Source organism: Rhizobium sp. CAU 1783 (assembly GCF_054551725.1).
This window is the reverse complement of record NZ_JBTOLM010000002.1, coordinates 1244657-1270166: the sequence shown is the minus strand read 5'-3', so window position 1 is coordinate 1270166 and position 25510 is coordinate 1244657. Positions and strand designations below refer to the sequence as shown.

Annotated in this window: 23 protein-coding genes; 18 read left to right on the top strand and 5 right to left on the bottom strand. The window is 64.1% G+C overall.

Annotated elements, in window-relative coordinates; translation table 11 throughout:
* Positions 1 to 42 precede the first annotated feature (42 nt).
* A complete protein-coding gene (locus ACX93L_RS12990) occupies positions 43 to 1704 on the bottom strand; it encodes an electron transfer flavoprotein-ubiquinone oxidoreductase (protein WP_459405217.1) in 1662 nt (553 codons plus the stop codon).
* Positions 1705 to 1994: 290 nt separating this feature from the next.
* On the opposite strand from ACX93L_RS12990, the gene ACX93L_RS12985 reads away from it, so the two are divergent.
* The 6 genes from ACX93L_RS12985 to ACX93L_RS12960 all read left to right on the top strand — a co-directional run bounded on the left by ACX93L_RS12985 (position 1995) and on the right by ACX93L_RS12960 (position 7804).
* Positions 1995 to 3404: an FAD-binding oxidoreductase gene (locus ACX93L_RS12985; protein ID WP_459405216.1), complete on the top strand. Its 1410-nt coding sequence runs from the start codon at positions 1995 to 1997 to the stop codon at positions 3402 to 3404.
* Positions 3405 to 3550: 146 nt separating this feature from the next.
* A complete protein-coding gene (locus ACX93L_RS12980; RefSeq protein WP_459405215.1) occupies positions 3551 to 3853 on the top strand; it encodes a putative quinol monooxygenase in 303 nt (100 codons plus the stop codon).
* Positions 3854 to 3857: 4 nt separating this feature from the next.
* Complete coding sequence (locus ACX93L_RS12975) at positions 3858 to 4610, top strand: AraC family transcriptional regulator (protein WP_459405214.1); 753 nt, start codon at positions 3858 to 3860, stop codon at positions 4608 to 4610.
* A 397-nt stretch (positions 4611 to 5007) separates the two neighbouring features.
* Entirely contained in the window at positions 5008 to 5919 is a 912-nt protein-coding gene (locus tag ACX93L_RS12970; RefSeq protein ID WP_459405213.1) for an NAD(P)-dependent oxidoreductase, read from the top strand.
* 52 nt (positions 5920 to 5971) lie between these two features.
* Positions 5972 to 6904 (top strand): LysR substrate-binding domain-containing protein, encoded by a 933-nt coding sequence (locus tag ACX93L_RS12965; protein WP_459405212.1) that lies wholly within the window; start codon positions 5972 to 5974, stop codon positions 6902 to 6904.
* Positions 6905 to 7015: 111 nt separating this feature from the next.
* Positions 7016 to 7804: an SDR family oxidoreductase gene (locus ACX93L_RS12960; RefSeq protein ID WP_459405211.1), complete on the top strand. Its 789-nt coding sequence runs from the start codon at positions 7016 to 7018 to the stop codon at positions 7802 to 7804.
* Positions 7805 to 7927: 123 nt separating this feature from the next.
* Here ACX93L_RS12960 and blaOXA read toward each other — a convergent pair whose 3' ends face one another.
* A complete protein-coding gene (gene blaOXA, locus ACX93L_RS12955; RefSeq protein WP_459405210.1) occupies positions 7928 to 8749 on the bottom strand; it encodes a class D beta-lactamase in 822 nt (273 codons plus the stop codon).
* Positions 8750 to 8852: 103 nt separating this feature from the next.
* On the opposite strand from blaOXA, the gene ACX93L_RS12950 reads away from it, so the two are divergent.
* From ACX93L_RS12950 to ACX93L_RS12915, 8 genes are all read left to right on the top strand, one after another.
* Positions 8853 to 9737 (top strand): LysR substrate-binding domain-containing protein, encoded by an 885-nt coding sequence (locus ACX93L_RS12950; RefSeq protein WP_459405209.1) that lies wholly within the window; start codon positions 8853 to 8855, stop codon positions 9735 to 9737.
* A 181-nt stretch (positions 9738 to 9918) separates the two neighbouring features.
* Positions 9919 to 10143, top strand: a complete 225-nt coding sequence (locus ACX93L_RS12945; protein WP_459405208.1) for a hypothetical protein — start codon at positions 9919 to 9921, stop codon at positions 10141 to 10143.
* Between the two features lie 143 nt (positions 10144 to 10286).
* On the top strand, positions 10287 to 10523 hold the full coding sequence (locus ACX93L_RS12940; RefSeq protein WP_459405207.1) for a hypothetical protein: 237 nt from the start codon (positions 10287 to 10289) through the stop codon (positions 10521 to 10523).
* Between the two features lie 97 nt (positions 10524 to 10620).
* Positions 10621 to 10827: a hypothetical protein gene (locus ACX93L_RS12935; protein WP_169589382.1), complete on the top strand. Its 207-nt coding sequence runs from the start codon at positions 10621 to 10623 to the stop codon at positions 10825 to 10827.
* 249 nt (positions 10828 to 11076) lie between these two features.
* Positions 11077 to 12369: an Hsp70 family protein gene (locus ACX93L_RS12930; protein WP_459405206.1), complete on the top strand. Its 1293-nt coding sequence runs from the start codon at positions 11077 to 11079 to the stop codon at positions 12367 to 12369.
* 212 nt (positions 12370 to 12581) lie between these two features.
* Positions 12582 to 13454 carry a uracil-DNA glycosylase gene (locus tag ACX93L_RS12925; RefSeq protein ID WP_459405205.1) on the top strand — a complete coding sequence of 291 codons (873 nt, stop codon included), beginning with the start codon at positions 12582 to 12584 and terminating at the stop codon, positions 13452 to 13454.
* A gap of 153 nt (positions 13455 to 13607) precedes the next feature.
* Entirely contained in the window at positions 13608 to 13799 is a 192-nt protein-coding gene (locus ACX93L_RS12920; RefSeq protein WP_459405204.1) for a hypothetical protein, read from the top strand.
* A 123-nt stretch (positions 13800 to 13922) separates the two neighbouring features.
* The gene (locus ACX93L_RS12915) at positions 13923 to 14081 is read left to right on the top strand and encodes a hypothetical protein (RefSeq protein ID WP_459405203.1); all 159 of its coding nucleotides are present in this window, start codon (positions 13923 to 13925) and stop codon (positions 14079 to 14081) included.
* A gap of 57 nt (positions 14082 to 14138) precedes the next feature.
* Here ACX93L_RS12915 and ACX93L_RS12910 read toward each other — a convergent pair whose 3' ends face one another.
* On the bottom strand, positions 14139 to 15041 hold the full coding sequence (locus ACX93L_RS12910) for a hypothetical protein (protein WP_459405202.1): 903 nt from the start codon (positions 15039 to 15041) through the stop codon (positions 14139 to 14141).
* 356 nt (positions 15042 to 15397) lie between these two features.
* Here ACX93L_RS12910 and ACX93L_RS12905 point away from each other — a divergent pair, with 356 nt between their 5' ends.
* Positions 15398 to 16663: an MFS transporter gene (locus ACX93L_RS12905; protein WP_459405201.1), complete on the top strand. Its 1266-nt coding sequence runs from the start codon at positions 15398 to 15400 to the stop codon at positions 16661 to 16663.
* 7 nt (positions 16664 to 16670) lie between these two features.
* Here ACX93L_RS12905 and ACX93L_RS12900 read toward each other — a convergent pair whose 3' ends face one another.
* Entirely contained in the window at positions 16671 to 17609 is a 939-nt protein-coding gene (locus tag ACX93L_RS12900) for a DMT family transporter (protein WP_459405200.1), read from the bottom strand.
* 349 nt (positions 17610 to 17958) lie between these two features.
* Between ACX93L_RS12900 and ACX93L_RS12895 the strand changes: the two genes are divergently transcribed.
* Complete coding sequence (locus tag ACX93L_RS12895; protein WP_459405199.1) at positions 17959 to 19068, top strand: cache domain-containing protein; 1110 nt, start codon at positions 17959 to 17961, stop codon at positions 19066 to 19068.
* Between the two features lie 248 nt (positions 19069 to 19316).
* Complete coding sequence (pepN, locus tag ACX93L_RS12890; RefSeq protein ID WP_459405198.1) at positions 19317 to 21968, top strand: aminopeptidase N; 2652 nt, start codon at positions 19317 to 19319, stop codon at positions 21966 to 21968.
* A 59-nt stretch (positions 21969 to 22027) separates the two neighbouring features.
* Here the strand turns inward: pepN and ACX93L_RS12885 are convergent, their stop codons facing one another.
* Positions 22028 to 22894, bottom strand: coding sequence for a DUF4344 domain-containing metallopeptidase (locus ACX93L_RS12885; RefSeq protein ID WP_459405197.1), 867 nt, complete (start codon positions 22892 to 22894; stop codon positions 22028 to 22030).
* A gap of 244 nt (positions 22895 to 23138) precedes the next feature.
* On the opposite strand from ACX93L_RS12885, the gene ACX93L_RS12880 reads away from it, so the two are divergent.
* On the top strand, positions 23139 to 25481 hold the full coding sequence (locus tag ACX93L_RS12880; RefSeq protein ID WP_459405196.1) for an ATP-binding protein: 2343 nt from the start codon (positions 23139 to 23141) through the stop codon (positions 25479 to 25481).
* Positions 25482 to 25510: the final 29 nt, after the last annotated feature.

The following is a 25510-nucleotide window of genomic DNA, read 5'->3' as shown; positions in this document are numbered from 1 at the left end:
GGATACCGCGGACCTGAATTGAGGGGCCGGGGCCAGGGCCCATCACATGTTGGGATAGACCGGACCTTCCGCGCCCTGCGGCGGAACCCAGTTGATGTTCTGGTTCGGGTCCTTGATATCGCAGGTCTTGCAGTGGACGCAGTTCTGCGCGTTGATCACGTAGACCTGCTCGCCGTCCTTCTCCACCCATTCATAAACGCCGGCCGGGCAGTAGCGGGTCGAGGGACCGGCGAAGACGCCGAGTTCCGAACGCTTCTGCAGATCCATGTCCTTGACCTTGAGGTGGACCGGCTGGTCTTCCTCGTGGTTGGTGTTGGACAGGAAGACCGACGACAGGCGATCGAAGGTCAGGACACCGTCCGGCTTCGGATAGGCGATCGGCTTGAAGTTCGCGGCCGGCTGGAGCGAGGCGGCATCGGTCTTGCCGTGCTTCAGCGTGCCGAACAGCGAGAAGCCGAACAGCTGGTTGGTCCACATGTCCAGACCGCCGAGCGCCACGCCGATCGCCGTGCCGAACTTCGACCACAGCGGCTTGACGTTGCGGACCCGCTTCAGGTCCGTGCCGATGTCGGTGGAGCGCCATTCGTTCTCGATCTCGACAGGCTCGTCATTGGCACGGCCGGCGGCAATCGCGGCGGCGATCTTGTCGGCGGCGAGCATGCCCGACAGCACGGCATTGTGGCTGCCCTTGATGCGCGGCACGTTGACGAAGCCGGCGGAACAGCCGATCAGGGCGCCGCCCGGGAAGGAGAGCTTCGGCACCGACTGGTAGCCGCCCTCGGTGATCGCCCGCGCGCCATAGGAGAGACGCTTGCCGCCCTCGAAGGTCTGGGCGATCGCCGGATGGGTCTTGAAGCGCTGGAACTCCTCGAAGGGGAAGAGATAGGGGTTCTTGTAGTTCAGGTGGACAACGAAGCCGACGGCGACGAGGTTGTCTTCCAGATGGTAGAGGAAGGAACCGCCGCCGGTCTTCATGTCGAGCGGCCAGCCGAAGGAGTGCTGCACCAGGCCCGGCTTGTGGTGTTCCGGCTTGACCTGCCAGAGTTCCTTGAGGCCGATGCCGAACTTCTGCGGCTCGCGATCCTTCTGAAGGTCGAACTTGGCGATCAGCTGCTTGGCGAGCGAACCGCGCACGCCCTCGCCGATCAGCACGTATTTGCCGAGCAGTTCCATGCCGCGGGTGTAGTTCGGGCCCGGCTCGCCATTCTTCTCTATGCCCATGTCGCCGGTCGCGACGCCGATGACGGCGCCTTCGTCGTTATAGAGCACTTCGGTCGCGGCAAAGCCCGGATAGATCTCGACGCCCAGCGCTTCGGCATGGGTGGCGAGCCAGCGACAGACATTGCCGAGCGAGACGATGTAGTTGCCGTGATTGTTCATCAGCGGCGGCATGAAGGCGTTCGGCAGGCGGATGGAGCCCGCAGGCCCGAGGAACAGGAAGTGGTCGTCCGTGACCTCGGTATTGAACGGATGGTCGGCTTCCTCGCGCCAGTCGGGCAGCAGTTTGTCGATGCCGATCGGGTCGACGACGGCACCCGACAGGATATGAGCGCCGACTTCCGAGCCCTTTTCGAGCACGACGACCGTCAGGTCCGGATTGACCTGTTTCAGCCGGATTGCCGCCGAAAGACCCGCAGGCCCAGCGCCGACGATCACGACGTCGAATTCCATGCTCTCGCGTTCGGGCAGTTCCATCTCGCTCATTATCTTTCTCCGCTCGGCCGATCCCCGGTTCTTCGGCTTCTTCCTTGTCAAAACACAAGCGCCTTGTCGAGCCGGGATGCGACAACCAATGGCCCGAAATTATGGCTTACCAACATTCCCAAACAGAATATCTGACGCTTACGTTAACGTCAATGTAACACCTGTTAGAATTCACTCCCCTGCGCTAGCCTATCATGCGAGCCGCCGCAAGCCGTCAACGGATTGTCGAAGACCTCCCGCCGGACTAAAGATCGAGCCGACATCACGGTCGAACGGCGGAGAAGCAGATCATGGCAGGCGGCAAGACGGGCAGGTTCACACCGGACGAACTGGCGGAGAAGCTTTCCGGCCTTCATCCGGACCTTGTCGTGCTCGGCCCGTCGGAACTTGTCGGGCGTCATCCCGGCGAGCATCCCGACAATCTTGCCTGCGGCGTCATGGCCCAGCCGGCATCGACCGCCGCCGCCGCCGCGCTCGTTGCGTGGTGCAACGAGAATGCCGTGGCGATCGTGCCGCAGGGGGGCCTCACCGGCCTCGTCGGCGGCAATGTCAGCCACCAGGGCGAGGTGATCCTGTCCTCGGCGCGCCTCAACCGGATCGTCGCCATCCATCCGGCGGAAATGACGGTCGAAGTCGGAGCCGGCGTTCCGCTCGAGGCGCTGCAGCAGGCCGTTGCCGCTCACGGGCTGACCACCGGCATCGATCTCGGTTCGCGGGGTTCGGCGACCATCGGCGGCATGGTCTCCACCAATGCCGGCGGCATTCTCGCCTTCCGCAACGGCGTCATGCGCCACCAGGTCCTCGGCATCGAGGCGGTGCTACCCTCCGGCGCGATCTTCTCCGACATGACCCGCGTGGTGAAGGTGTCGGCCGGCCCCGACCTCAAGCAGCTTTTCATCGGCGGAGAAGGCGCCTTCGGCTTCGTCACCCACGTCGTCCTGAAACTCGAACCGCAGCGTGCCCACCGCGCGACCGCCTTTCTCGGCGTGACCGACGCAGCTTCGGCGCTCTCCGTCATCCGCCATTTCCGCAGCCTTCCGGCGATCACGCTGGAGGGTGCCGAAATGATGTGGCCACGCTACATTCACGACGCTGCGGCGCTCAAGGGCTTCGATCTGTCGTGGCTCGACGACGGTGCCGGAGCCCTTCTGATCGAAGTCTCGGCGGAGACCGTCGAGAAGGCTACCGCAGCACTCGAAGAGGGACTGGAGACACTCTGGGAACCGCTCGCGCTGAAGGGCGGCGTGATTGCCCAGTCGCTCGACCAGGCTCGCAAGTTCTGGGAGATCCGCGAGGATTCCGGCTTCTACTATCCCGCGGTTCCGAATGCCCCGTCCTTCGACATCTCGGTCCCGCCGACCTATCTCGACGCCTATGTCGCAGGCCTCGAGGCACGCCTCAAGGCGATCGATCCGAGCTATGCGGCCTATGTCTACGGCCATATCGCCGACGGCAACCTGCATCTCACGCTCATCAAGCCCGGTCCCCTGCCCGAGGATGAACTCATCGCCGTCGAGACGGCCATCTACACCGGCATTCGGGAAGCCGGCGGTTCATTCTCGGCCGAACACGGTGTCGGCTTCGAGAAGCGCCACGCCTTCGAGGCCTTCGCCGCACCGGAAAAGCAGGTGCTGGCGCGGGTGATCAAGCAGGCGATAGACCCAAAAGGCCTGTTCAACCCGGGCAAGGTGCCGTTCTGAACCTGTATGTGGAACTGACCGTTCCGGGCCGGTAATTGTCCTGTACGCGTTGGTATGTCCGATGGCCGTCTGGCAACAACGAGACATCGGAAGGATCGCCTGCGGCACCTTCCTCTCGTTGCTGTTTGACACCGATAGGACCGCCAATGCTCGTCGTCCATGTTCGTTTCCGCGTTGCTGAACACGATCGCCAGAGGGCCCTCGATGCCCTGATGGCAAACGCACCCGCCACCCGTGCCATGAAGGGTTGCCTGGCCTTTGTCCCCTTTCTTGATCCAACAGACGGGCGAGGCATCGGCGTGTTGCACGAATGGCAGACCGGCGAGGACTTTGCGGCCTATGCCGCCTCGCCGGGATTTGCCGAAACGTCTGCCATCCTGCGGCCCCTGATGACCGAGCCGCCGCTCAGCCGCCGCTTTGACGCGCGACTGATCGAGACGCTAAACTAAACAGATGACACCGGATACCTATTGTTTTCACAAGAGCTTCGAGCCTGCCGGCCCGTCCGAGTTCCGGATGGAGCGGCACTATCTGCTCTATGCGATGGAAGGCACCATGCGGCTGGAAGCGGAAGGCCGTCGCTGGACCCTGCCGCCTGCCCGCGCTGCATTGATCGCCGCTGGCCATTCGGTGAAGATATCGATCCTGTCCCGGCTGACCTCGGCCTCCGTCCTTTACGCCTCCGGCTTCGCGCCCCCTCCGCCACAAGCGCTGTCCGTATTCGACGTCTCCCCGCTGGCACGGGAACTGATCGCCGAATGCCGTGACTGGGGCCCCGAAAGCGGCCCGCTTGGACCCTATGCACGAAAGATCTTCGAAGCGCTGGTGGGCGTCAGCCTGAAGCTCGCGGAAACGCCGAACCCATGCGTCATGCCCACTCCGACGAGCGCGGCCCTTGCGCGGGCGCTCGCGCTCACCGAAGAGCGGGCCGATGGTGCGCCCGTCTTTGCCGAGATCGCCAGCGCCACCGGCCAGTCGCCCCGGGCGCTCGCCCGGCGCTTCTCGACGGAGATGGGGATGACCTGGCGCGAAGCGCTTCGGCGCATCCGCCTGATCCGTGCCGTCGAAACGCTCGCTTCGAGCGACGCACCGGTGACGGAAATCGCGCTCGGCGTCGGCTACAATTCACTGTCGGCCTTCAACGCCGCGTTTCGCGACCTGATGGGCAAGACCCCGCGCGACTATCGCGCCACCTTTCGAGACTGACCAAGCCCAACTCGCGCCATGCGCAGTCTGCCACTATCCCCGACAGGCTTTGCCGGAAGATCCCGTCACGGACATCGACGATTGCATCGGAGATCCGCGAGGATTCCGGCTTCTACTCTTCCGCGGTCCCGAACGCCCCCCTGCTTCGACATCTTCGTCGCGCCGACCGACCTCGACACCCCGAAACGGCCATCCATACCGGCATCCGCCAAGCGGGCGCTGGCGCGGTCGATCCAGCAGGTGATCGTCTCGACGGCCTGTTCAATCCGGGCAAGGTACCGTTTTAGCCTCCCGAACATGCACAAATGAAACGATGCCTCAGGCGCCGTTTTCTTCGTTTGAACGATGCCATCTGGGCAAGCAGGCTTGTGCCATCAAACGGGGAAAGGATGCGGCGATGGCGATACGCTACGGGTTCATCGGACTTGGAAATCTCGGACGGCATCTCGCAGGCAGCCTTGTCGCGCACGGTTTTGACGTGACGGTCAATGATCTCGACAAGCGACAGGCGTCGGAGCTGATCGACGCCGGTGCCGCATGGGCGGACGATCCGAAGACCGTCGCCGAGGCCGTCGACGCGGTGATCACCTGCCTGCCCTCGCCTGCCGTCAGCGAACGGGTGCTGACCGGTGATCGCGGCATCCTCGCCGGGCTCAAGCCCGGCGGCACCTGGATCGAGATGAGCACGCTGGACGAGAAAGAGGTGCTGAGATTGGGCGCCATTGCCGCGGCTCACGGTGTGCGGATGATGGAAGCACCGGTGACCGGCGGCGTGCATCTGGCGGCAACCGGGCAGATTTCGGTGATCACCGGCGGCGATGCGGATCTCTACGAACAGCATCTGCCGGCCTTCCAGGCGATGGGCAACCGGATCTTTCGCGCCGGCCCGCTCGGCAAGGCGGCGGTGATCAAGGTCATCACCAACATGCTCGCCTTCATCCATCTGGTGGCGACCGGCGAGGCGCTGATGCTGGCCAAGACCGGCGGCATCGACCTGACCGATGCCTTCAACATCATCAAGGCCTCGTCCGGCAACAGCTTCGTGCACGAGACGGAGGGCCAGGTGATCCTCAACGGAAGTTACAACATCAACTTCACCATGGATCTCGCAGTCAAGGATCTCGGCTTCGCGCTCGGCTTCGGCCGCGAATTCGGCGTCCCGCTCGATCTTGCCTCGCACACCCTGCAGACCTTCATCCGGGCGCGCTCGATCTACGGCGGTGACGCGTGGTCGTCGCAGGTGGTGAAGCTGCTGGAGGACGCTGTCGGCACCGATCTGCGCGCGCCGGGCTTTCCTGCCGAACTGTAACAGGACAGAGGATTGCAGCTTTTCCTCGTTCGTCGATGCGGCTAGCATCGGCATGAACCAAGCGATCCCGATGACCGACACCCTTGCCGCGCCCGCCTACCGACTGCCGCCGCTCGCTTGGCTCCGGGCCTTCGAGGCGACGGCCCGGCATTTGAGCTTCACCAAGGCGGCGCTGGAGCTCAACCTCACCCAGGCCGCCGTCAGCCACCAGGTCAGAAGCCTCGAGCGTCAGCTCGGCGTCCAGTTGTTCGAACGGCTAGCCCGCAGCCTGAAGCTCACCGAGACCGGCGCCGCCTATCTGCCCCCGGTCCGGCGGTCCTTCGAAGATCTCGCCGCGGCGACCGACGGGTTGTTCGGCCCGGTCGGAACGAAGACGCTGACGATTCGCGCGCCGGCATCCTTCGTCGTGCTGTGGCTTGCGCCGCGCCTCGGGCGATTTGCCGAAATGCGGCCCGACATCTCGATCCGCATCGCTTCGGTCGTCTGGGCACAGACCACCTATGACGAACCGGTCGACGTCGACATCCGCTATGGCGACGGTCATTGGCCCGGCCACAAGGTGGAACCGCTGATGCCAGCCGCCGCGATCGTCGTCTGCCGGCCCGAGACTGCGCCCGCCGGGACCGATGCCGAACGGCTGGCGCATTTCGCCGCGAACGGCTCGCTGATCCACGTCACCGGTTATGAGGATCTCTGGCAACGTCTCGCCGCATCGTTCGGCACCGCACTGCCGCGCATAACGGCGGGCATCAACGTCGATACCACAATGGCGGCCCTGGAGCTGTCTGCGGCCGGAATCGGCCCCGCCATCGTCGAGCATCAGTTCGCCGAGCCCTATCTCAGCCGCGGGTTGCTCGTGCGTGCACTCGAAACCGCGCTACCGATCCGCGAAGCACATTTTTTCGCAACACCCGAGGGCCGGACCCGCTCATCAGTGGAAGCCAATGCCTTCAAGGCCTGGCTCAGGGCCGAGGCCGTCCGTTAGGCAGGCTGATCCGGTGTCACCGTGGATAGGCGGTCGCCCCGCCTTTCCTTCGCCGCGTCGTGGCCTGTAGACTGGCCGCAACGACATTCGTTTCAGAGAAGGGTTTTCATCATGGATCTCGGCATCAAGGGAAAGCGGGCGCTGGTGCTCGCCTCGTCGCGGGGCCTCGGCCTCGGCATCGCCAAGGCGCTCGCCGACGAGGGCGCTCATGTGCTGCTCTGCGGCCGCAGCGCCGCCAAGCTCAAGGCCAATGCGGAGGCGATCAACGCCGCCGGCCGCGGCAAGGCGGACTGGGTCGAGGCCGACCTCGCCGACGCAGGCTTCGTCGACACGATGCTCGCCGCAGTCCACCACAAGCTGGGCGGCATCGACATCCTGGTGAACAACACCGGCGGCCCGACGCCCGGTACCGTCGAGGAAATGACGGCGGAGAAGCTCTACAATTTCTTCCAGTCGATGGTGGTGCGCGTCATCACGCTCACCAATGCGCTGCTGCCGCTGATGCAGACGCAAGGTTTCGGCCGTATCGTGACGGTTGCCTCGTCCGGCGTCTTCGAGCCGATCCCCAACCTCGCGCTGTCCAACACACTGCGCGGCTCGCTGGTCGGCTGGAGCAAGACACTCGCCACCGAGGTCGCCTCCTATGGCGTCACCGCCAACATGCTCTTGCCCGGTAGCATCCATACCGACCGGATCGACGAACTGCAGGCCGACCGCGCCCAGCGCTCCGGCAAGCCGATCGAGGAGATCCGCGAATCGGCACTGAAGTCGATCCCGGCCGGCCGGCTCGGCAAGGTCGAAGAATTCGCAGCAGCAGCCGCCTTCCTCTGCTCGGCGCAGGCCGGCTACATCACCGGCTCGATGATCCGCGTGGACGGTGGCGCGGCAAAGTCGATCTGATCCGATCGGCAAACCGGCGATCTTCTGAAGCAAAAACCCCGCAACGCGCCATGCGTGCGGGGTTCTCGCCATCTTGGGCGATGCCAGACTGTCGACGCTGAATGCCGCGCCCGTCCGCTCCGTCTATAGATCCGCCAGGATCCCCGGCAGATCGGCAATCAGCCCGTCCCGTGTCTCGAAGCTGATCGGATCCTGATAGGGGCGGTTGGCCACGTGCAGCCGCGCGAATACCACCTTGCGTCCTTGCCGCTCGGCCCAGCCGACGAACCAGCCGATCGGGCGGTTGGTGTCGCGCGTACCGTTGGCGTCCCGCATCCGGCCGCTGCCCGTCTTGCCATGGATCACCCAGCCGCCCGCGGCCTCGAAGCGCGGGGTGATCGCCTGGGTCATGGCCCTTGCATAGTCCGAGACCGGCAGCTTTCCATCAAGAAAACGGCGCAGGAAGTCCACCTGCTCGTCCGGCGAAATGGCAAGCGACGACATCAGCCAGGATTCGGTCAGGCCGTTCGAACCGCCGGGGCCGCCGGAAACGTCCTTGTTGCCATAGGCGAAGCGGCGGACGTAGTTGCCGAAACGTTCCTCGCCAAGGCGGCGGGTGATTTCCTGCGAATACCAGACGATCGACTCCTTCTCCCAGCCGGTCGGATCGAAGGCCTTCTTCACCCGCTCCGGGCCGCCGAACTTCGCCTGATAGTCCCAGCGCGGCGTCTTCTCGTCCTTCAGAATGCCCGCGTCATATCCCATCATGGCCAAAGGCAGCTTGAAGGTCGACATGGGATAGACGCGCCGGTCGCAGGTTCCTTCGCGGTGGATGACCTCTCCGCTCTGCGCGTCGAGAATGACGGTGCAGCGGATCGGATCGACCGCGAATGCCGGGTCTGCAGCAGAGAATGCGGCAAAAAGGCCGACGGCTGCGGCCAGAAGGTCGCGTCTTTCAAGGATCATGATATGGCTCCCTTGGTTTGGATCGGCCTGTTCTAGGCGCCATTGCGGGTGCGCGACAAACGATGATAACTGGCGCGAGGCATAAACAGAATTTGGGCATGTCATGGTCCGGCCGCATCTTCCGCTGAACGCGCTTCGCGCCTTCGAGGCCGCCGCGCGCCATCTGTCCTTCACCCGGGCGGCAATCGAGCTCTGCGTCACCCAGGCGGCCGTCAGCCATCAGGTAAAGCTGCTCGAACAGCGGCTGGGCGTCACGCTTTTCCGCCGCCTGCCGCGAGGCCTCATGATCACCGAAGAGGGTCTGGCGCTGCTGCCGACGCTGAGGGACAGCTTCGATCGCATGGCCGACATGCTGGAACGCTTCGAGGGCGGGCAGATGCGCGAGGTGCTGACGCTCGGCGCCGTCGGCACCTTTGCCGTCGGCTGGCTTCTCCCGCGTCTTGCCGACTTCCACGCCCGCCACCCTTTCATCGACCTGCGGCTCTCCACCAACAACAACCGCGTCGACATTGCCGCCGAGGGTCTCGACTTCGCCATTCGCTTCGGCAACGGCGCCTGGCACGACACCGAGGCGGAAGCGCTGTTTGCGGCGCCCCTGTCGGCGCTGTGCGTGCCGGCGATCGCGAGGCGGCTGAAGGGCCCGGACGATGTCGGGCGCGAGACGCTGCTGCGCTCCTACAGGGCCGACGAATGGCCGGGGTGGTTCGAGGCGGCCGCCATCGCCGCCCCGCCGATCACCGGTCCGGTCTTCGATTCCTCCGTGCTGATGGTGGAGACGGCGCTGCAGGGCGTCGGGATCGCACTCGCACCGCCGCTGATGTTTTCTCGCCACCTCGCCTCGGGTGACCTGGAACAGCCCTTCCCGATCTATGTCTCGAAGGGAAGCTACTGGCTGACCCGGCTCAAGTCCCGCACGCCGACCCCGGCGATGAAGCTGTTTTTCGAGTGGATCCGCGAGATGGCGGAGCAGACACGGGCCAACGCCTAGATCGCGCCATCGATCCGCAGCAGCCTGGCTGCGCTCCCGCTCGGGAAAGACCCCGCAAGGCTTTGGGCGCGAGGGGTTTTCGCCATTTTAGTCATTATGCAAGCGGAACAGGATTTCGCTGGCGTCCGGCTCAGACTCGACTATAGTGGGTGCGACAAATTGTTCCATGGGAGGAGAAACTTTGGAGCAGATTCGCTACCTCTTTACAGCCGTAGGGGTTCTGACCCTCGTCGTCGGCCTTGTCTGGGTTGCTCACGGCACCGGGACCATCCACCTTCCCTTCACCGGCTTCATGCCAAAAGACAGCGTCTGGACGATCAACGGATCGCTGGTCGTGATCTTCGGGCTCATCACGCTCGTCGGCGCCCGCCGGCTGCTGCGCGACCACGACAAGCCAGCCGCCTGAGTATATTCTCCTTGAGAGGACTGCAGTCGCCCGCGTCAGCGTGGACGAGCGTTAGAGTTCGCTAAAATTCTCAGGGAAATATCGACCAAAGCGCAAGATCCTCCCGCTATTCTCGCCGACAATGAGAATGCGGGAAATGAACGATGCCCGATATGGTCGATGCCTCCGGACATGACATCCGGAACGAGCACGAGAGACATCGCGTGGAGCGTAGCCTGCGCGGGCGCGCGGCGCTTCAGGTTTCCGCCGCCGTGCCTCGACTTACGACGGTTTCGCAGGGCCTGATCATCGACAGCCTGCTCGGTGCCATCGCCTCCCCGGGCGGCGCGGAAGCGCCCGCCAACGAGAACCTCGTTCAGCGCTATTACGGCGACGTCTGAGATTTTCGCAGGCAGCGCCCGACCGCCCCGGACAGAATTCGCTTCACGGATTGGGGCACGCGCCCTATGATCCGTCGGGAGGAACGGGAGGAAGGCAATGCTTGCAAGGGCGCGTCTACTGCTCACGTCGGTCGGTCTGGTGCTGGCCCTTATCGGTTTGGTCTGGGCAGGACAGGGGTCCGGCTTCTTTCCCTATCCGGCCTCGAGCTTCATGATCAACCAGAGCCCGTGGATCGCCTATGGCGCGCTCACCACGATCGTCGGCCTCGGCCTCGTCTGGACCGCCCAGCGTTTCCTGAGGTGACGCTGACTGCGGCAGTTGCTTCGCCTGCAACCGGACCACGCTCCCCAATGCCGGCCGGTTTGACGTCGTAGTCAGCGCCTGCCCACGGACAGCGCAACAGCTAAGTCCGCCTGAGGTTTAACCTTGCCTTCCCCCGCCCCTTCATGGCATTAGGCGCGCTCTTCATTTCGGGGCGCGGTCACCGCGCCTCTTTTGCGTTCGGGCCCTGTCCGGTTCCAGCAAACCATAGATTTTCGAGGGAGAGCGGCAATGGCGCATGCGCTGGGGCTTGATTTCGGCACGACCAACACCGTGCTTGCACTGTCCGACACGGCAGCCGAAACCCATTCGGTCGCCTTCACCTCGACCGCCGGCACCACCGACAGCATGCGCACGGCGCTGTCCTTCATGAAGGACGCGCAGCTCGGCGCCGGCGTGCTGAAGGTCGAGGCCGGACAGGCGGCGATCCGTGCCTTCATCGACAATCCCGGCGATTGCCGCTTCCTGCAGTCGATCAAGACCTTTGCCGCCTCGCCGCTTTTCCAGGGCACGCTGATCCATGCCCGGCGCTTCCAGTTCGAGGACCTGATGGAGGTGTTCCTGAAGCGTCTGGAGGCCTATGCCGGCGACGGCTGGCCGGCCGACGCGCCGCGGATCGTCGCCGGACGGCCGGTGCATTTCGCCGGGTCGAGCCCGGATCCGGAGCTCGCCATCCGCCGCTACAACGATGCGCTCACCCGTTTCGGCTTTCCGGAGATCCACTATGTCTACGAGCCGGTGGCGGCGGCCTTCTACTTCGCCCAGCACCTCAAGCAGGACGCGACCGTTCTCGTCGCCGACTTCGGCGGCGGCACGACCGACTATTCGCTGATCCGCTTCGAGACGACGGGCGGCAAGCTCTCCGCCGTGCCGGTCGGGCATTCCGGCGTCGGGCTTGCCGGCGACCAGTTCGACGCGCGCATCATCGAGCATCTGGTGGCACCGGAAATCGGCAAGGGCAGCCAGTTCAAGAGTTTCGACAAGGTGCTCGACGTGCCGAGCAACTACTACACCAGCTTCTCGCGCTGGAACCAGCTGTCGGTGTTCAAGACAAGCCGCGAATATGCGGACCTCAAGTCGCTGGTGCGCCAGGCGCTGGAGCCGGAAAAGCTGGAGCTCTTCATCGATCTCGTCGAACACGACGAGGGCTACCCGCTCTACCAGGCGGTCTCGGCGACCAAGATGGCACTTTCCTCCGCCGACGAGGCGGAATTCCGCTTCTCTCCGCTCGGGCGTGCCGGCGAGAAGACAGTGAAGCGCAGCGAATTCGAGGGCTGGATCGCCGACGACCTCGCCCGCATCGAAGACGCGCTCGACGACGTGCTCCAGCGCACCAACACCGCGCCCGGCGCCATCGACAAGGTGTTCCTCACCGGCGGCACGTCCTTCGTGCCGGCGGTGCGCCGCATCTTCACCGAGCGCTTCGATGCCAGCCGCATCGAGACCGGCGGCGAACTGGTGTCGATCGCCCATGGCCTGGCACTGATCGGCGAGCGCGACGACATAGCGCAATGGGTGGCGTGAGGGATTGAGGCCCGTCCCCGCCCTTGAGCGGGAGATGCCCCAAAGGGGCAGAAGGGGTATGGCGCAGCGATGCCTTTTGCCCCTTCTCGCCATTCACTGGGAGAAGATGCCGCCCTTCGCCTCACTCGGGAGGCGAATGAGGGGCGGAAGACCTACCCGATAATCGCCCCGATGGCCTTCCTGTCCGCGGTCCTTTGCGGTAAGACCCGAGGATGATCTCCGCCCGCGACATGACGCCTGCCGAACTGGCCGCGCTTCTGCATTTTCATGCCGAAGCGGGGGTGGAATGGCTGACGGAAGACGATCCGATCGACAGGGTCGCGGCCTTTGCCGAGGAGCGCGCGGCGCGCAATGTCCGGGCACCGGCGGCTGCGGCACTCGCCCAGCCGGAGGGCGGGCAGCCGACCAGCAGCCGCACGCGGCCGACGACGGCGCCGCCGCCCAGGCCGGTTTCGCCCTCGGCGCTGCCGGCCATTCCCGACGAACACGCGATCACCGAGGCGCGGTTTGCCGCCGAAAGCGCGCGGTCGCTCGCAGAACTCAAGACGGCGGTGGAAGCCTTCGGCGGCTGCAACCTCAAGACCTCGGCGCGCTCGACGATCTTCGCCGCCGGCGACACGGCGAGCCGCATCATGGTGATCGGCCCGATGCCGAGCGCCGACGACGATCGCGAGGGGCTCGCCTTTTCCGGCCGCGCCGGCCTGCTGCTCGACAGGATGCTCGCCGCGATCGGGCTTACGCGCGAGGCGATCCTGATCACTACCGTCATTCCCTGGCGCCCGCCGGGCGACCGGCCGCCGTCGGCGCCCGAAGCGGCGATCTGCCGCCCGTTCATCGAGCGTCAGATCGAGCTTGCCGAGCCGAAGGTGGTTCTTCTCTTCGGAAACTTCACCGCGCGCTTCTTCTTCGGCGAGACCGGCACGATCCATGCGCTACGCGGCCAGTGGCGCGAGATCGCCGGCGGCGGACATCGTGTGCCCGCGATCGCGACGCTCCATCCCCAGGAACTCCTGACGGCACCGGCCAGCAAGGCGCTCGCCTGGCGCGACCTTCAGGCCTTTGCCGCGCGACTCGCCGACACCTGACTGGGCAAAATTTCGGCAGATATTACGAAATTATGAACCAGCCATGCGGCTTATGCATGCCTGCCTCGCGTTCCGCCTCTTGTATGATTTATGCTGCACTGCGATATATGGACTCATCCAAGGGAGGATCCGAGAGACAGGAAGATAGACGTCATGACCGTTCGTGCCCGCCCGATACACTGCAAGTTCGAGACCTTGCGTCTCGCCGCAGAGCGCCAGCGTAGCGGCCAGCCCTATCACCGCTTTGGCTCTGCCACCAATGAACAGCTGAGCGCCCGCGTGCTCGGCCGACTGGGCCCGATCACCCGTCCCTCCGCTCTGTTCTGCGATTTCCGCGAGGCGTGAGGCCTTCGCTTCATGCGGGCGACGCATGCCAGCCCCGCACGCTTGTGCGTTGCACAATTTCACGCCCTGTGCAACTTTCACCACCGTGAAAATAACCCTGCAAAAAATGCAAAGGAGTGAGCCATGACCGCAATGTTCCACCCGCTCCGCAGCCTCAAGGCCGCCGTCAGCCAGATCGGCACGGCCGTGGATGCGTCCGAGGCTTACAGCCGTGCGCTTTCCGGCAAACACAAGCGCCAGTCTCGCGCCGAAAACGCGCTCGTCCGTCACATTCCGCTTTGATGGATTGGGCGGCGCGGCCACGCGCCCTCAAGCCCTCAAGCCCTGCCCCTGCGGTCTTCAGCCTTCCATACCGGCTGCGGGCCGCAATTGCGTTTCGGGCTGCGGCAACAGCCGCGCGCAAGCCTTCTCATAGGCCTCGTCGACGACGGCGAACTTGATCGCCTGCCAGCCGCAATATTCGTCGAGCAGATCGGCCATGAACCACAGGTGGGTCTTCTTGACCGGGTCCTGCCACTGCAGGCTCTTCTCTTCCACCGCACGACGCAGCAACCGCTGCAGATGTGTGCGCGACATCATGAAATGTTCGGCCATGGAACGGGCGTCGACCCGGCCGATGTCGTATCGGTCGGCGGACGGATCCGTCGCCTTGATGCGACGCACCAGTTCATCCATCACGAGACCGCCCGCCTCGGTCCACAGGAACAGCGCCACGCGTGGCGGCGGCTCCCGCCAGCCTTCGTGTTCGAACGAGCGCCGCGCGACGTGGGGCTGTATCAGGCGGAAGAGCTCCGGATGGGCCATCAGGGTCGGTGCGCGCACGCCGCCGTCCAGTCGGTCGAGCACGGCGAGGTTGGCAACCGTCCAGCGCATCATTGCATTGTAGCTGATTTCCGTCGCCTCGAAACGGCGCGGACGGCGGCTCGGATCCCCCGCGACGCGGATGAAGCGATAGGTGAGCAACTGGTCGAGGAAGTTCAAGACCGTGTTGCGGCTCGCGGCATTGACCGAGGTAATGACTTCGCGCAGGCGCGTGGTCGTCAAACCGCTTCCAGGAACAGCCGGATCATATTCGAGGTGCAGCGCGAAGGCAGACTGGCTGAGCAGCCAGCGCTGGTGGGAGGCGAGCAGGCGCGCCAGGCGCGGATTGCCGTCGTATTCGCCCTGAAGCTCGACCGAATAGTCCCTCAGCGCCTCGCGAAAGGCGCAGCTCCCGCGCAGTTCTTCAGCAGTGAAGGCCATGGTCCGCCCTCCCTGCGGGCAACGCCGCCTGCCGCCGAACAAAGACCGGAAACCGTGGTGCCACGGCAAGGCGATGCGTGATCCGCGATGCTCGGCAGCCCTGATGTCTGTCGTATTCGCTCTTCATGCAATCATCATCGCTTGTTTGGATCTTCCATCGCTGTGCCGACATCAACCGGCCGGGCGACCGAACGTCCATCCTTCCCTTCGTTTCCTTCTTTATCACTTTGACGCAACAAAAGAAAAGAGATCGGTTGTGACGGCGATCAAAGTTTGCGGCACGCTATGTCGCAATCGACAGCTTACCCCGAATTGATTAAGGGCATGCTTCAATTCACATCCCGGAAGGTTCTCCGATGCTGGCCAGCCTCGCTTCGATCGCCACTCTCATGCTGTCCACCCTTCTGATGATGATGGGCTTCGGACTGATGAACTTCATGGTGCCGATCCGCTCGATTGCCGAGGGCTGGTCGACCTTCACCATCTCGATCATCGCCACCGCCTATACGTTCGGTTTCACGATCTCCTGCATCATCACCCCGCTCTTCGTGCGCCGCGTGGGACATGTCCGGGTGTTCGCCGCGCTTTTGACGCTGCTCACCGTCTCCATCCTGCTCTGCGCGCTGGTGGTCGACTGGCGCGCATGGATGCTGTTCCGCGGCATTGCCGGCTTTGCCATCGCTGGCGCCTATCTGGTGATCGAGAGCTGGCTCAACGAACGCGTTACCAACGAGAACCGCGGGGCGCTCTTCTCCGTCTACATGATCACCAGTCTTTCCGGCTCGATCGGCGGCCAGTATCTCGTGCCGCTCGGCGATCCCAACCAGGCCGGGCTCTTCATCCTCTGCGCCCTCATCTTCTGCTTCGCGCTGCTTCCGACCACGCTTTCGACGGCGCAGTCCCCTGCTCCCATCCCGGCGGCGAAGTTCGATCTCTCCCGCCTCTACCGCCGCTCTCCGGTTGCCTTCTTCGGTTCGCTGCTGTCCGGCGCGCTTTCCGGCACCTGGGGCAGCCTCGGTGGCGTCTACTCGCAGAATGTCGGCATGACGACGGCCCAGGGTGCAACGCTTCTTGCGGCCTTCCTCGCCGGCGGCGCCATCGCGCAGATGCCGATCGGCCGGCTTTCCGATTTCATCGACCGCCGTCTCGTCATGGTCGGCTCCGGCGTGTTCGGGGCGGTGTCATGCCTGGCGATGTTGGTCTTCGGCGGCAGCCCGGTCGCGCTCTATGTCGCCGGCTTCTTCGTCGGCACCGTGCTCTATCCGGTTTATGCGCTGAATGTCGCCCATGCCAACGACATGGCCGAACCGGACGAATTCGTCACCATATCCAGCGCCATCATGATCCTTTACGGCCTCGGTACCGTCACCGGCCCGCTGATGGCCGGCACGCTGATGCAGGCCTTCGGGCCGAACGGACTGATCTGGTTCATCGCGACCGCCTTTACCCTTTATGCCGGCTATGCGGGCTGGCGCATGCTGCGCCGTCCTCCGAGCGAGGGACCGGCCGAAAAGACGGGATTCCATTCGATGCCGTTGCCGATGCAGGGAACCGATGCGGCGGGCTCGCCGTTGAGCGACGCCGGATCCGAACCCACCGCATCTGCTGACCGGCGCGGTTGACGGCGCCTCACACCTGTGGGGTCGAAGCCTTGCGCGCCGCCCGGCGCTCGAGGCCGAGCTGGTGTTCGCGATAGATGATGAAGATGCCGGCGCCGACCACGATCGCCGCCCCGACCACCGTCGTCAGCGGCGGCACCTCGCCGAACAGGATATAGGCGATCACCGAGCCCAGGATGATCGAGGTGTATTCGAAGGGCGCAACGGTCGAGACATCGGCATGGCGGTAGCTCTCGGTCAGAAGGATCTGGCCGAGGCCGCCGAAGAAGCCGGCGAGCGCCATGAGGCCGAGCGAGGGCCAGCTCAGGACCTGCCAGCCGAAGAACCAGGTGGTCGCCGACAGCAACGATGCCGTCAACGAGAAGAAAAGAACAATGGTCGCGGTCTTTTCTTCACGTACCAGCTGGCGGACCTGCAGCATGGCGGCAGCCCCGAGCGCCGCCGAACAGAGGATCGCGACCGCGCCGGTCGCGGCAGCCGAACCGAGGCCCTGTTCCTCGAACAGGGTGAGTTTCGGCCAGGAGATGATCAGCACGCCGATCAGGCCGACGAAGACAGCCGTCCAGCGATAGGCGCGCACGGTTTCCCGCAGGAAGACGGCCGCGAAGACAACGGCCAGGAGCGGCATCGCATAACCGATGGCGATCGCGTCCGGCAGCGGCAACAGCACCAGTCCGTAGAAGCCGACAACCATCGACGCCACCCCGATCAGGCCGCGCTTCACATGGCCCAGGGGATTGTTCGTCTGGAAGGCGGCGCGAAGGTCGCCGCGCAAGGCGAGATAGACCAGGATCGGCACGATGGCGAAGGCCGAGCGGTAGAAGGTGATCTGCCCGGACGGCATGCCCGCGCCGGCAAGTTTGATGCAGCTCTGCATGCCGACGAAGACGGCCACGGACATGATCTTCATGACAATGCCGCGGAGCGGATTGGAGGCGGGATCTGCCATCAGGGGGCTCGTGACTGGCGAGATGGGACGGGATCGACGGAGCAGACCGCCATGGAACGGGCAGTCGCCTGCAGACGCGAACGACAGAATCCCGTGTCCGAAGACTGGCACTTCGCGCCGGAGGAGACAAGGGCGCAGTCGATCGCCGGCAAGTGACTCAAGTTTAGGCAAACTGCCCTGCGAAAGGCACGAAAACCCCTGAGAACCATGGCTTTCGGCGGTTTCGCTTCATCCATGGTTAACCAATCACGAAGATCATATTTCCATTGATTGCGCCTCTTTCGGCCGCATCGCTCGCCGGGATATCGCGAGCGATACGGCAGACATCCGTTTTTGATGGTGATTTCCAATGAGCGACCCGTTGTCGAAACAGAACACCGCCACGCCGAAGGTCGCGACCCCGCGGTCCATGCGTCTCGTCACCGAGGGGATTGGCATCGACCTCGAACGCTTCAGCGCCGACAACACCCACGTGGTGCGGCAGATCCGTTTGCTGGCGATCAACGCACTCATCGAGGCGGCCCGTGCCGGCGAGGCGGGCAAGGGGTTTGCTGTCGTCGCCAACGAGGTGCAGCGGCTGGCCCAGGAAGCAGCCGACATCACCGACCGTTTTCAGGAAAACGTGCTCGGCCGCGTGGGCCTCGGTCGGTCCATGGCCGATGCCCTTGTCGGCGAGATGGAGGGTGCGCGCCTCACCGATCTTGCCCAGACGCTGGTGCAGTTCATCGTCCGCAATCTCTTCGAGCGCACCGCCGACGTCCGGTGGTGGGCGACCGACCCGGCGCTGTGGCAGGCGCTCGGCGAGCCGTCGCCGGAACGCTTCGCCTATGCCGCCGAGCGGCTCGGAGTCATCAACCGCTTCTACACGGTCTATCTCGACCTCGTGATGACGGATGCCGACGGTCGGGTCGTAGCCTCGGCCAATCCGCGTTACCAGCGCAGCCTGAAGGACCGCAAGCTTGCCGCCGAACCGTGGTTCGTCGCAGCGCGCCAGTGCGGCAGCGGCGACGACTACATCGTCGACGAGGTGAAGCCCAGCGTCGCCCACGAGAACCGGGACACCCTCGTCTACGCGACCGGCATTCGCGAGGGCGGCCGGTCCGACGGGCGCCTGATCGGCACCCTCGGCGTCTATTTCGACTGGCAGGCCCAGGGCCAGGCCATCGTCGAGAAGGAGGCCAACCTGCCACCGCAGGTGGCCGACCGGACCGAAGTCATGCTGCTCGACGGCGCCCTGAAGGTGATTGCGTCCAGCAACCCGGCGCGACGCTACACCCACTTCGCGCTCTCGAATCCAGAAAAAGTCATGCGCGGCAGCTACTATGACAACAGCGGCTCGATCGTCGCCTTTGCGCGTACCCTGGGCTACGAGGACTATGACGGTCTGGGCTGGTACGGTGTGATCGTCCAGCAGACCGAGAGCGACGAGGCGATCCGCGCCACGCTCGGGCTCAAATAGCATTCGCTTGAACAATATTACCGGATCGGAAGCGTTCTATTCGAGACGACTTCGGTTCCTTTTTACCATGCCCGCGGTTCAAGTCGCGCTGCGTGAGAAAACTGCGGATGATCTGCCCAAATTTGTTCGTGTTTTAACAATCGTTCAGAAATTGATGCAATCATCTTGAATGATTAGGCCGTGATGCCGGGGGACAGGACCGTCCCCCGCGGGTCGCTGCCTCACCTAATTGGCGATCAGGACATATCATGCGAACAGATACGGGCCGGACCATTCATCTGGCAGACTACCGACCTACCGACTTTGTCCTGGAACGCGTAGACCTTACATTCGAACTCGACCCGACGGAAACCAAGGTCGAGGCACGCCTGATCTTCCATCGCCGCGAAGGCGCCGATTTGAACGCGCCGCTCGTGCTCGACGGCGACGAGCTCAACATGACCGGCCTGCTGTTCGACCAGATCGAAATGGCGCCGGAGCGTTACACCGAGACGGCAGACAGCCTGACGATCCGCGACCTGCCGGAATCGGTCCCGTTCGAGATAACGGTCACGACGCTGATCAATCCCGAGGCCAACACCCAACTGATGGGCCTCTACCGGTCGAACGGCATCTACTGCACGCAGTGTGAGGCCGAGGGCTTCCGCCGCATCACCTTCTTCCCCGACCGGCCGGACGTGCTGGCCGTCTATACGGTCAACATCATCGCCGACAAGGATGCCAACCCGCTTCTGCTGTCGAACGGCAACTTCCTCGGCGGCGCAGGCTACGGTCCCGGCAAGCATTTTGCTGCCTGGTTCGACCCGCATCCGAAGCCGTCCTACCTCTTTGCCCTCGTCGCCGGCGATCTCGGCGTGGTGGAAGATACCTTCGTCACCATGTCGGAGCGCGAAGTGGCGCTGAAGATTTATGTCGAGCACGGCAAGGAAGCCCGCGCGGCCTATGCGATGGACGCGCTGAAGCGCTCGATGAAGTGGGACGAGGAAGTCTTCGGCCGCGAATACGATCTCGACATCTTCATGATCGTCGCCGTCTCCGACTTCAACATGGGCGCGATGGAGAACAAGGGTCTCAACATCTTCAACGACAAGTATGTGCTTGCCGATCCGGAGACCGCGACCGACCAGGACTATGCCAATATCGAGGCGATCATTGCGCATGAGTATTTCCACAACTGGACCGGCAACCGCATCACCTGCCGCGACTGGTTCCAGCTGTGCCTGAAGGAAGGCCTCACCGTCTATCGCGACCACGAGTTTTCGGCCGACCAGCGTTCGCGCGCCGTCAAGCGCATCGCCGAGGTCCGCCATCTGCGTTCGGAACAATTCCCCGAGGATGCCGGCCCGCTGGCCCATCCGGTGCGCCCCACCCAGTTCCGCGAGATCAACAACTTCTACACGACGACCGTCTACGAGAAGGGTTCGGAAGTCACCCGGATGATCGCGACCATTCTCGGCCGCGACGGCTTCAAAAAAGGCATGGACCTCTATTTCGAGCGCCATGACGGGGAAGCCGCGACCGTCGAGGACTTCGTCAAGAGCTTCGAGGATGCCAACGGGCGAGACCTCACGCAGTTCTCGCTCTGGTACCATCAGGCCGGCACGCCGCAGATCACCGTTTCGTCGACCTATGACGCGGGCGCCAAGACACTCAGCCTGTCGCTCGAGCAGATGGTCCCGGCAACACCCGGCCAGACCGCTAAGGAACCGATGCACATTCCGCTCAAGTTCGCGCTGATCGGCGAGAACGGTTCGGAAGCCTCGCCCGCAGCCGTCAGCGGCGGAGAGGTGACCGGCGACGTGCTGCACCTCACGGAGCGCAGCCAGACCTTTGTCTTCACCGGCATCGGCGCGCGTCCGGTCGTCTCGCTCAATCGCAGCTTCTCCGCTCCGGTCACGCTGCATTTCGCCCAGAGCAAGGAAGACCTCGCCCACATCGCCCGCCATGACAGCGACCTGTTCGCCCGCTGGCAGGCCATTACCGATCTCGCCCTGCCGAACCTGATGGCGGCGGCCAAGGCCGCAGCCGCCGGCAAGGCAATCGAATGCGACGCCGGGCTCAGCGACGCGCTGCTCGCGATCGCTGCGGACGACACGCTGGAGGCCGCCTTCCGCGCCCAGGCGCTGGCGCTGCCGAGTGAATCCGATATTGCCCGTGAACTCGGCTCGAACAACGATCCGGACGCCATCTACGAGGGCCGCCAGGCTATCCTGTCCGCCATCGCCAACGCTGGCGCGGACACGTTCCGCTCGCTCTATGACAGCCTTGCCTCAGGTGGATCGTTTACCCCGGACGCAGCAAGCGCCGGTCGCCGGGCCCTGCGCAACGCCGCCCTCGGCTTCCTCGCGCTCAGCGACAAGAGCCCGGCGGGTGCGGCGCAAGCCTTTGCCAAGGCCGACAACATGACCGACCTCGCCCAGGCGCTGACGGTGCTTGCCCATCGCTTCCCCGAAGCTCCCGAAACCCATGCGGCACTCGCCGCCTTCGAGAGCCGCTTCGCCTCGAATGCGCTGGTGCTCGACAAATGGTTCGCGATCCAGGCGACGATCCCGGGTGAAGGCTCGCTCGACCGCGTCATGCGGCTCATGCAGAACCCGCATTTCGCCGCCTCGAACCCGAACCGGGTCCGCTCGCTGATCGGCACCTTCGCCTTCGCCAACGCGACGGGCTTCAACCGCCCGGACGGCAAGGCCTATCATTTCTTCGCCGAAGAGATTCTCGCGATCGACAAGCGCAATCCGCAGCTTGCCGCCCGCCTTCTGACCGCGCTGCGCTCTTGGCGCCTGCTTGAGCCCGTCCGTGCCGAACAGGCCCGCGAAGCGCTGATGACGATCGAGCGCGCTGCTCCGCAGCTCTCCTCCGACGTCGCCGACATCGTCGAGCGCATCCTCAAGGGCTGAGAGCTTCTTGTCTGGCGCGGGCCAACCCCGCGCCAGCCTTGGTCTTGCTCGTCAGGGTCTTACTCGTCGGGATTGTCGATGTACCACTGGGCGTCGAGTTCGGCGCTGTTCAGCACATCCTCGTAACAAAGCGTCATCTCGCGGTCGTCCGGGCTCCAGAAAGCATTGGCGACACCGCATTCGGTTGCCGTCAGCTTGATCCCGTCCTTGAGCTTGTAGGTGCCGGAAAAGGCGGCCTCCACCAGTTCCAACACCTCCATATCCATGATCTTCTTGCGGAAATAGGCAAGCTGCGGATTCTTCGTTTCCTCGTATTTAATGACGAAATTCGTCTTGTCGTTCTTGCCGGCCTCGTGCGGTTCGAGCAGCTTGCTCCAGCTGGTCAGCAGGCTTTCGTATTCGGACGGGCACTCCTCGGCGCGATAGTCGGGAAACTCGAGCGAATCCGCGAAGTCCTTGAAGCGCTTCTCGTTCTTTCCGAGCATCAGGCACACCGTGCTGTAGGCGCGCTGCTCGTCGAGGCCGTGACTGTCCCAGAAGGCGAGTTCGTCGTCCTCTGTCGCCTGGCCCGCCGAGAGGAACCAGACATTGGCGAAATCCTCGACGGCAGTGTTGAAGTTCTCGTCCTCAGCCTCGAGCAGAAGGACGACCGCAAGGCCGTCGACAGCGTCCTCTTCCTTGCCCAGCACCGGCAGCGAAAACTCGGAGACCAGCATGTGGCCGGCCTCGTGGAACACGGTGGCAATCGCGTTGTGAAGGGCGAACTGATCGGCTTCCTCGACCTGCTCCTCCGACAACTCGTCATAGAGGCTCGGCGGCGCCGGTTCGGCGGCTTTCGACGGCCCGGTGACCATCAGGGCAAGCATCATCATCAACGCGGAGGCTCCCGCCCGAACCGGCGTCCCGCGCATGGGCATTTCAGACATTACGACATTCCCCCTGGACCACGTCACCCGCTATGCAAATCTCGTCTTCGATAAGCGAGAGACGACCGTCTTTTCAATCAGATTCAAGCCTTTGGCGAAGTTCGTACAAAAAAAGCCGATTCGGAAGAATGGGTTAAGATTTTGTTCACCACCCCCATCTGGACAAGGCGAATCACCGGTGATTCATTGAGTCAGATTCGGGCGAGCGGCGCTTCGGATCACACGAGGGATCGAGGCAGGGACAATGTCGAACGCGCGGCGGGCAACCGCAGCCGATGAGCGGCTGCGACTCAATATTTCTGGCATTGCGGCCTTTTTCACGAAACTGCGCGAGGGCTTCGGCGGAGTCAACGGCTCCGAGAGCGAGCCGTCGCGGCGCCTCGAGACGATCCTGCGCCGTTCGATCCCGATCCTGATCATCGCCTTCCTCGGCGTCGTGGCGCTGGCACGCGGCATCGGCATGCTCGGCGAACATGGACGCTTCGAGGAAGGGATCCGCCAGATGACGGCCCTGATGGCGACCACGGCGGACGCTGCCCTCGGCGAGAAGGTTGACCTCTTCGCCACGGCCGACCGCGCCGCCGCCGAGGCGATCCTCACCCGCTATCTGTCCAGCGCTCATCTGAAGAACGGCGCCTTCGTGCTGCTCACCGACACCGACGGACGTGTCTTCGCCTCGTCTCGGTCCGGCGCCGGCTATGTTGGCCTGCCGCTTGCCAATCTTCTGCCCCAGGTCGCCACCATTCGCCGCTTCGCCGATCAGGGCGGCGGCATCGAGACCGACATCGCCGGCGTGCGCCATTTCGCGGTGATGACCCCAGTCGGCAGCGACGGCGCCATGATCCTCAGCGCCCATTCGCTCCAGGGCATGATGGACTTCTGGCGCGCCGAGATCGCCCTCAACGTCACGCTGTTCTCCGGCATCTCGCTGATCCTTCTCGTCATCCTCTACGCCTATTTCCAGCAGGTGAAGCGGGCCCGCGAGGCGGACGACGTCTCGCTCGAATCCAACATGCGTGTCGAGGCCGCACTGTCGCGCGGGCGTTGCGGCCTGTGGGACTTCGACCTTGCCAGTCGCAAGCTGTTCTGGTCGCGCTCGATGTACGAGATGCTCGGCCTGCCGCCGTCGACAGAAGTGCTCGCCTTTGCCGATGCGGCACGCCTGATGCACCCCGACGACGGCAATCTCTTTGCGCTTGCGCGCGCCGTCGGACGAGGCGGCTCGCGCCAGATCGACCAGATCTTCCGCATGCGCCACGCCCAGGGCCATTACGTCTGGATGCGCGCCCGCGCCCAGGTGATCCGCTCCACGACCGGTTCGCTGCACGTCATCGGCATCGCCATGGACGTTACCGAGCAGCACCGCCTCGCCCAGCGCTATGCGGAGGCCGACCAGCGGCTCGCCGACGCCATCGAATGCACCTCGGAAGCCTTCGTCCTTTGGGACAAGAACGACCGGCTCGTCATGTGCAACGCGCATTTCCAGAAGGTCTACGGCCTGCCGGACAGCATCCTCGTACCGGGCACCGAGCGCTGGGTGGTGCAGGCCGCCGCGCAGAAGCCGATCATCCAGCGGCGCGTCGCCGACCCGGATCAGGGCAGCGCATCGCGCACCACCGAGGTCCAGCTCGCCGACGAACGCTGGCTGCAGATCAACGAGCGCCGCACCCGTGACGGCGGTCTCGTCTCGGTCGGCACCGACATCACGCTTCTCAAGCGCCACCAGGATCGCCTGCGCGAACAGGAGCGCCGGCTGATGTGCAATATCGGCGACCTCTCGCTGTCGCAGAAGAAGCTCGAAAAGCAGACGGCCGAGCTCTCGGTCGCCAATGCCAACTACCAGGCGGAGAAGGAGCGTGCGGAAGCCGCCAACAGGGCGAAGTCCGAATTCCTCGCCAATATGAGCCACGAGCTCAGGACGCCGCTCAACGCCATTCTCGGCTTTTCGGAAATTCTCCTCGCCGGCATGTTCGGCCCGATCGGCTCACCGAAATACGAGGAGTATGCCCGTGACATCCACGACAGCGGCAAGCACCTGCTGAACGTCATCAACGACATCCTCGACATGTCGAAGATCGAAGCCGGCCAGATGAAGATCCGTTGCGAGCGGATCGACCTCGACGCGCTGATCGAGGAGAGCCTTCGCCTCACCGCCATCCCGGCGGAGGAAAAGAACGTCCATGTCGAGCAGCGCGTCTCGCCCGGACTGGTGATGACCGCCGACCGCCGCTCGATGAAGCAGATCCTGCTGAACATCCTGTCGAACGCGGTCAAGTTCACCGAACCGGGCGGCAAGATCGCGCTGCGCACCCGCAAGATCGGCGACAAGGTCGCCATCACCATCGCCGATACGGGCATCGGCATTCCGAAGGCCGCCCTGTCGAAGATCGGCCAGCCCTTCGAGCAGGTCCAGAGCCAGTATGCCAAGAGCACCGGCGGCTCCGGCCTCGGTCTCGCCATCTCGCGCTCGCTGGTCAACATGCACGGCGGCAGTCTCAAGATCCGCTCCCGCGAAGGCTGCGGCACGGTGGTCTCGGTGATGATCCCGGAGGTCTTGATTATCGAGACGGCGCGCAAGCGGGCCTGACGTCAGGTAAGCCCCGGCAGGTTGTCGGT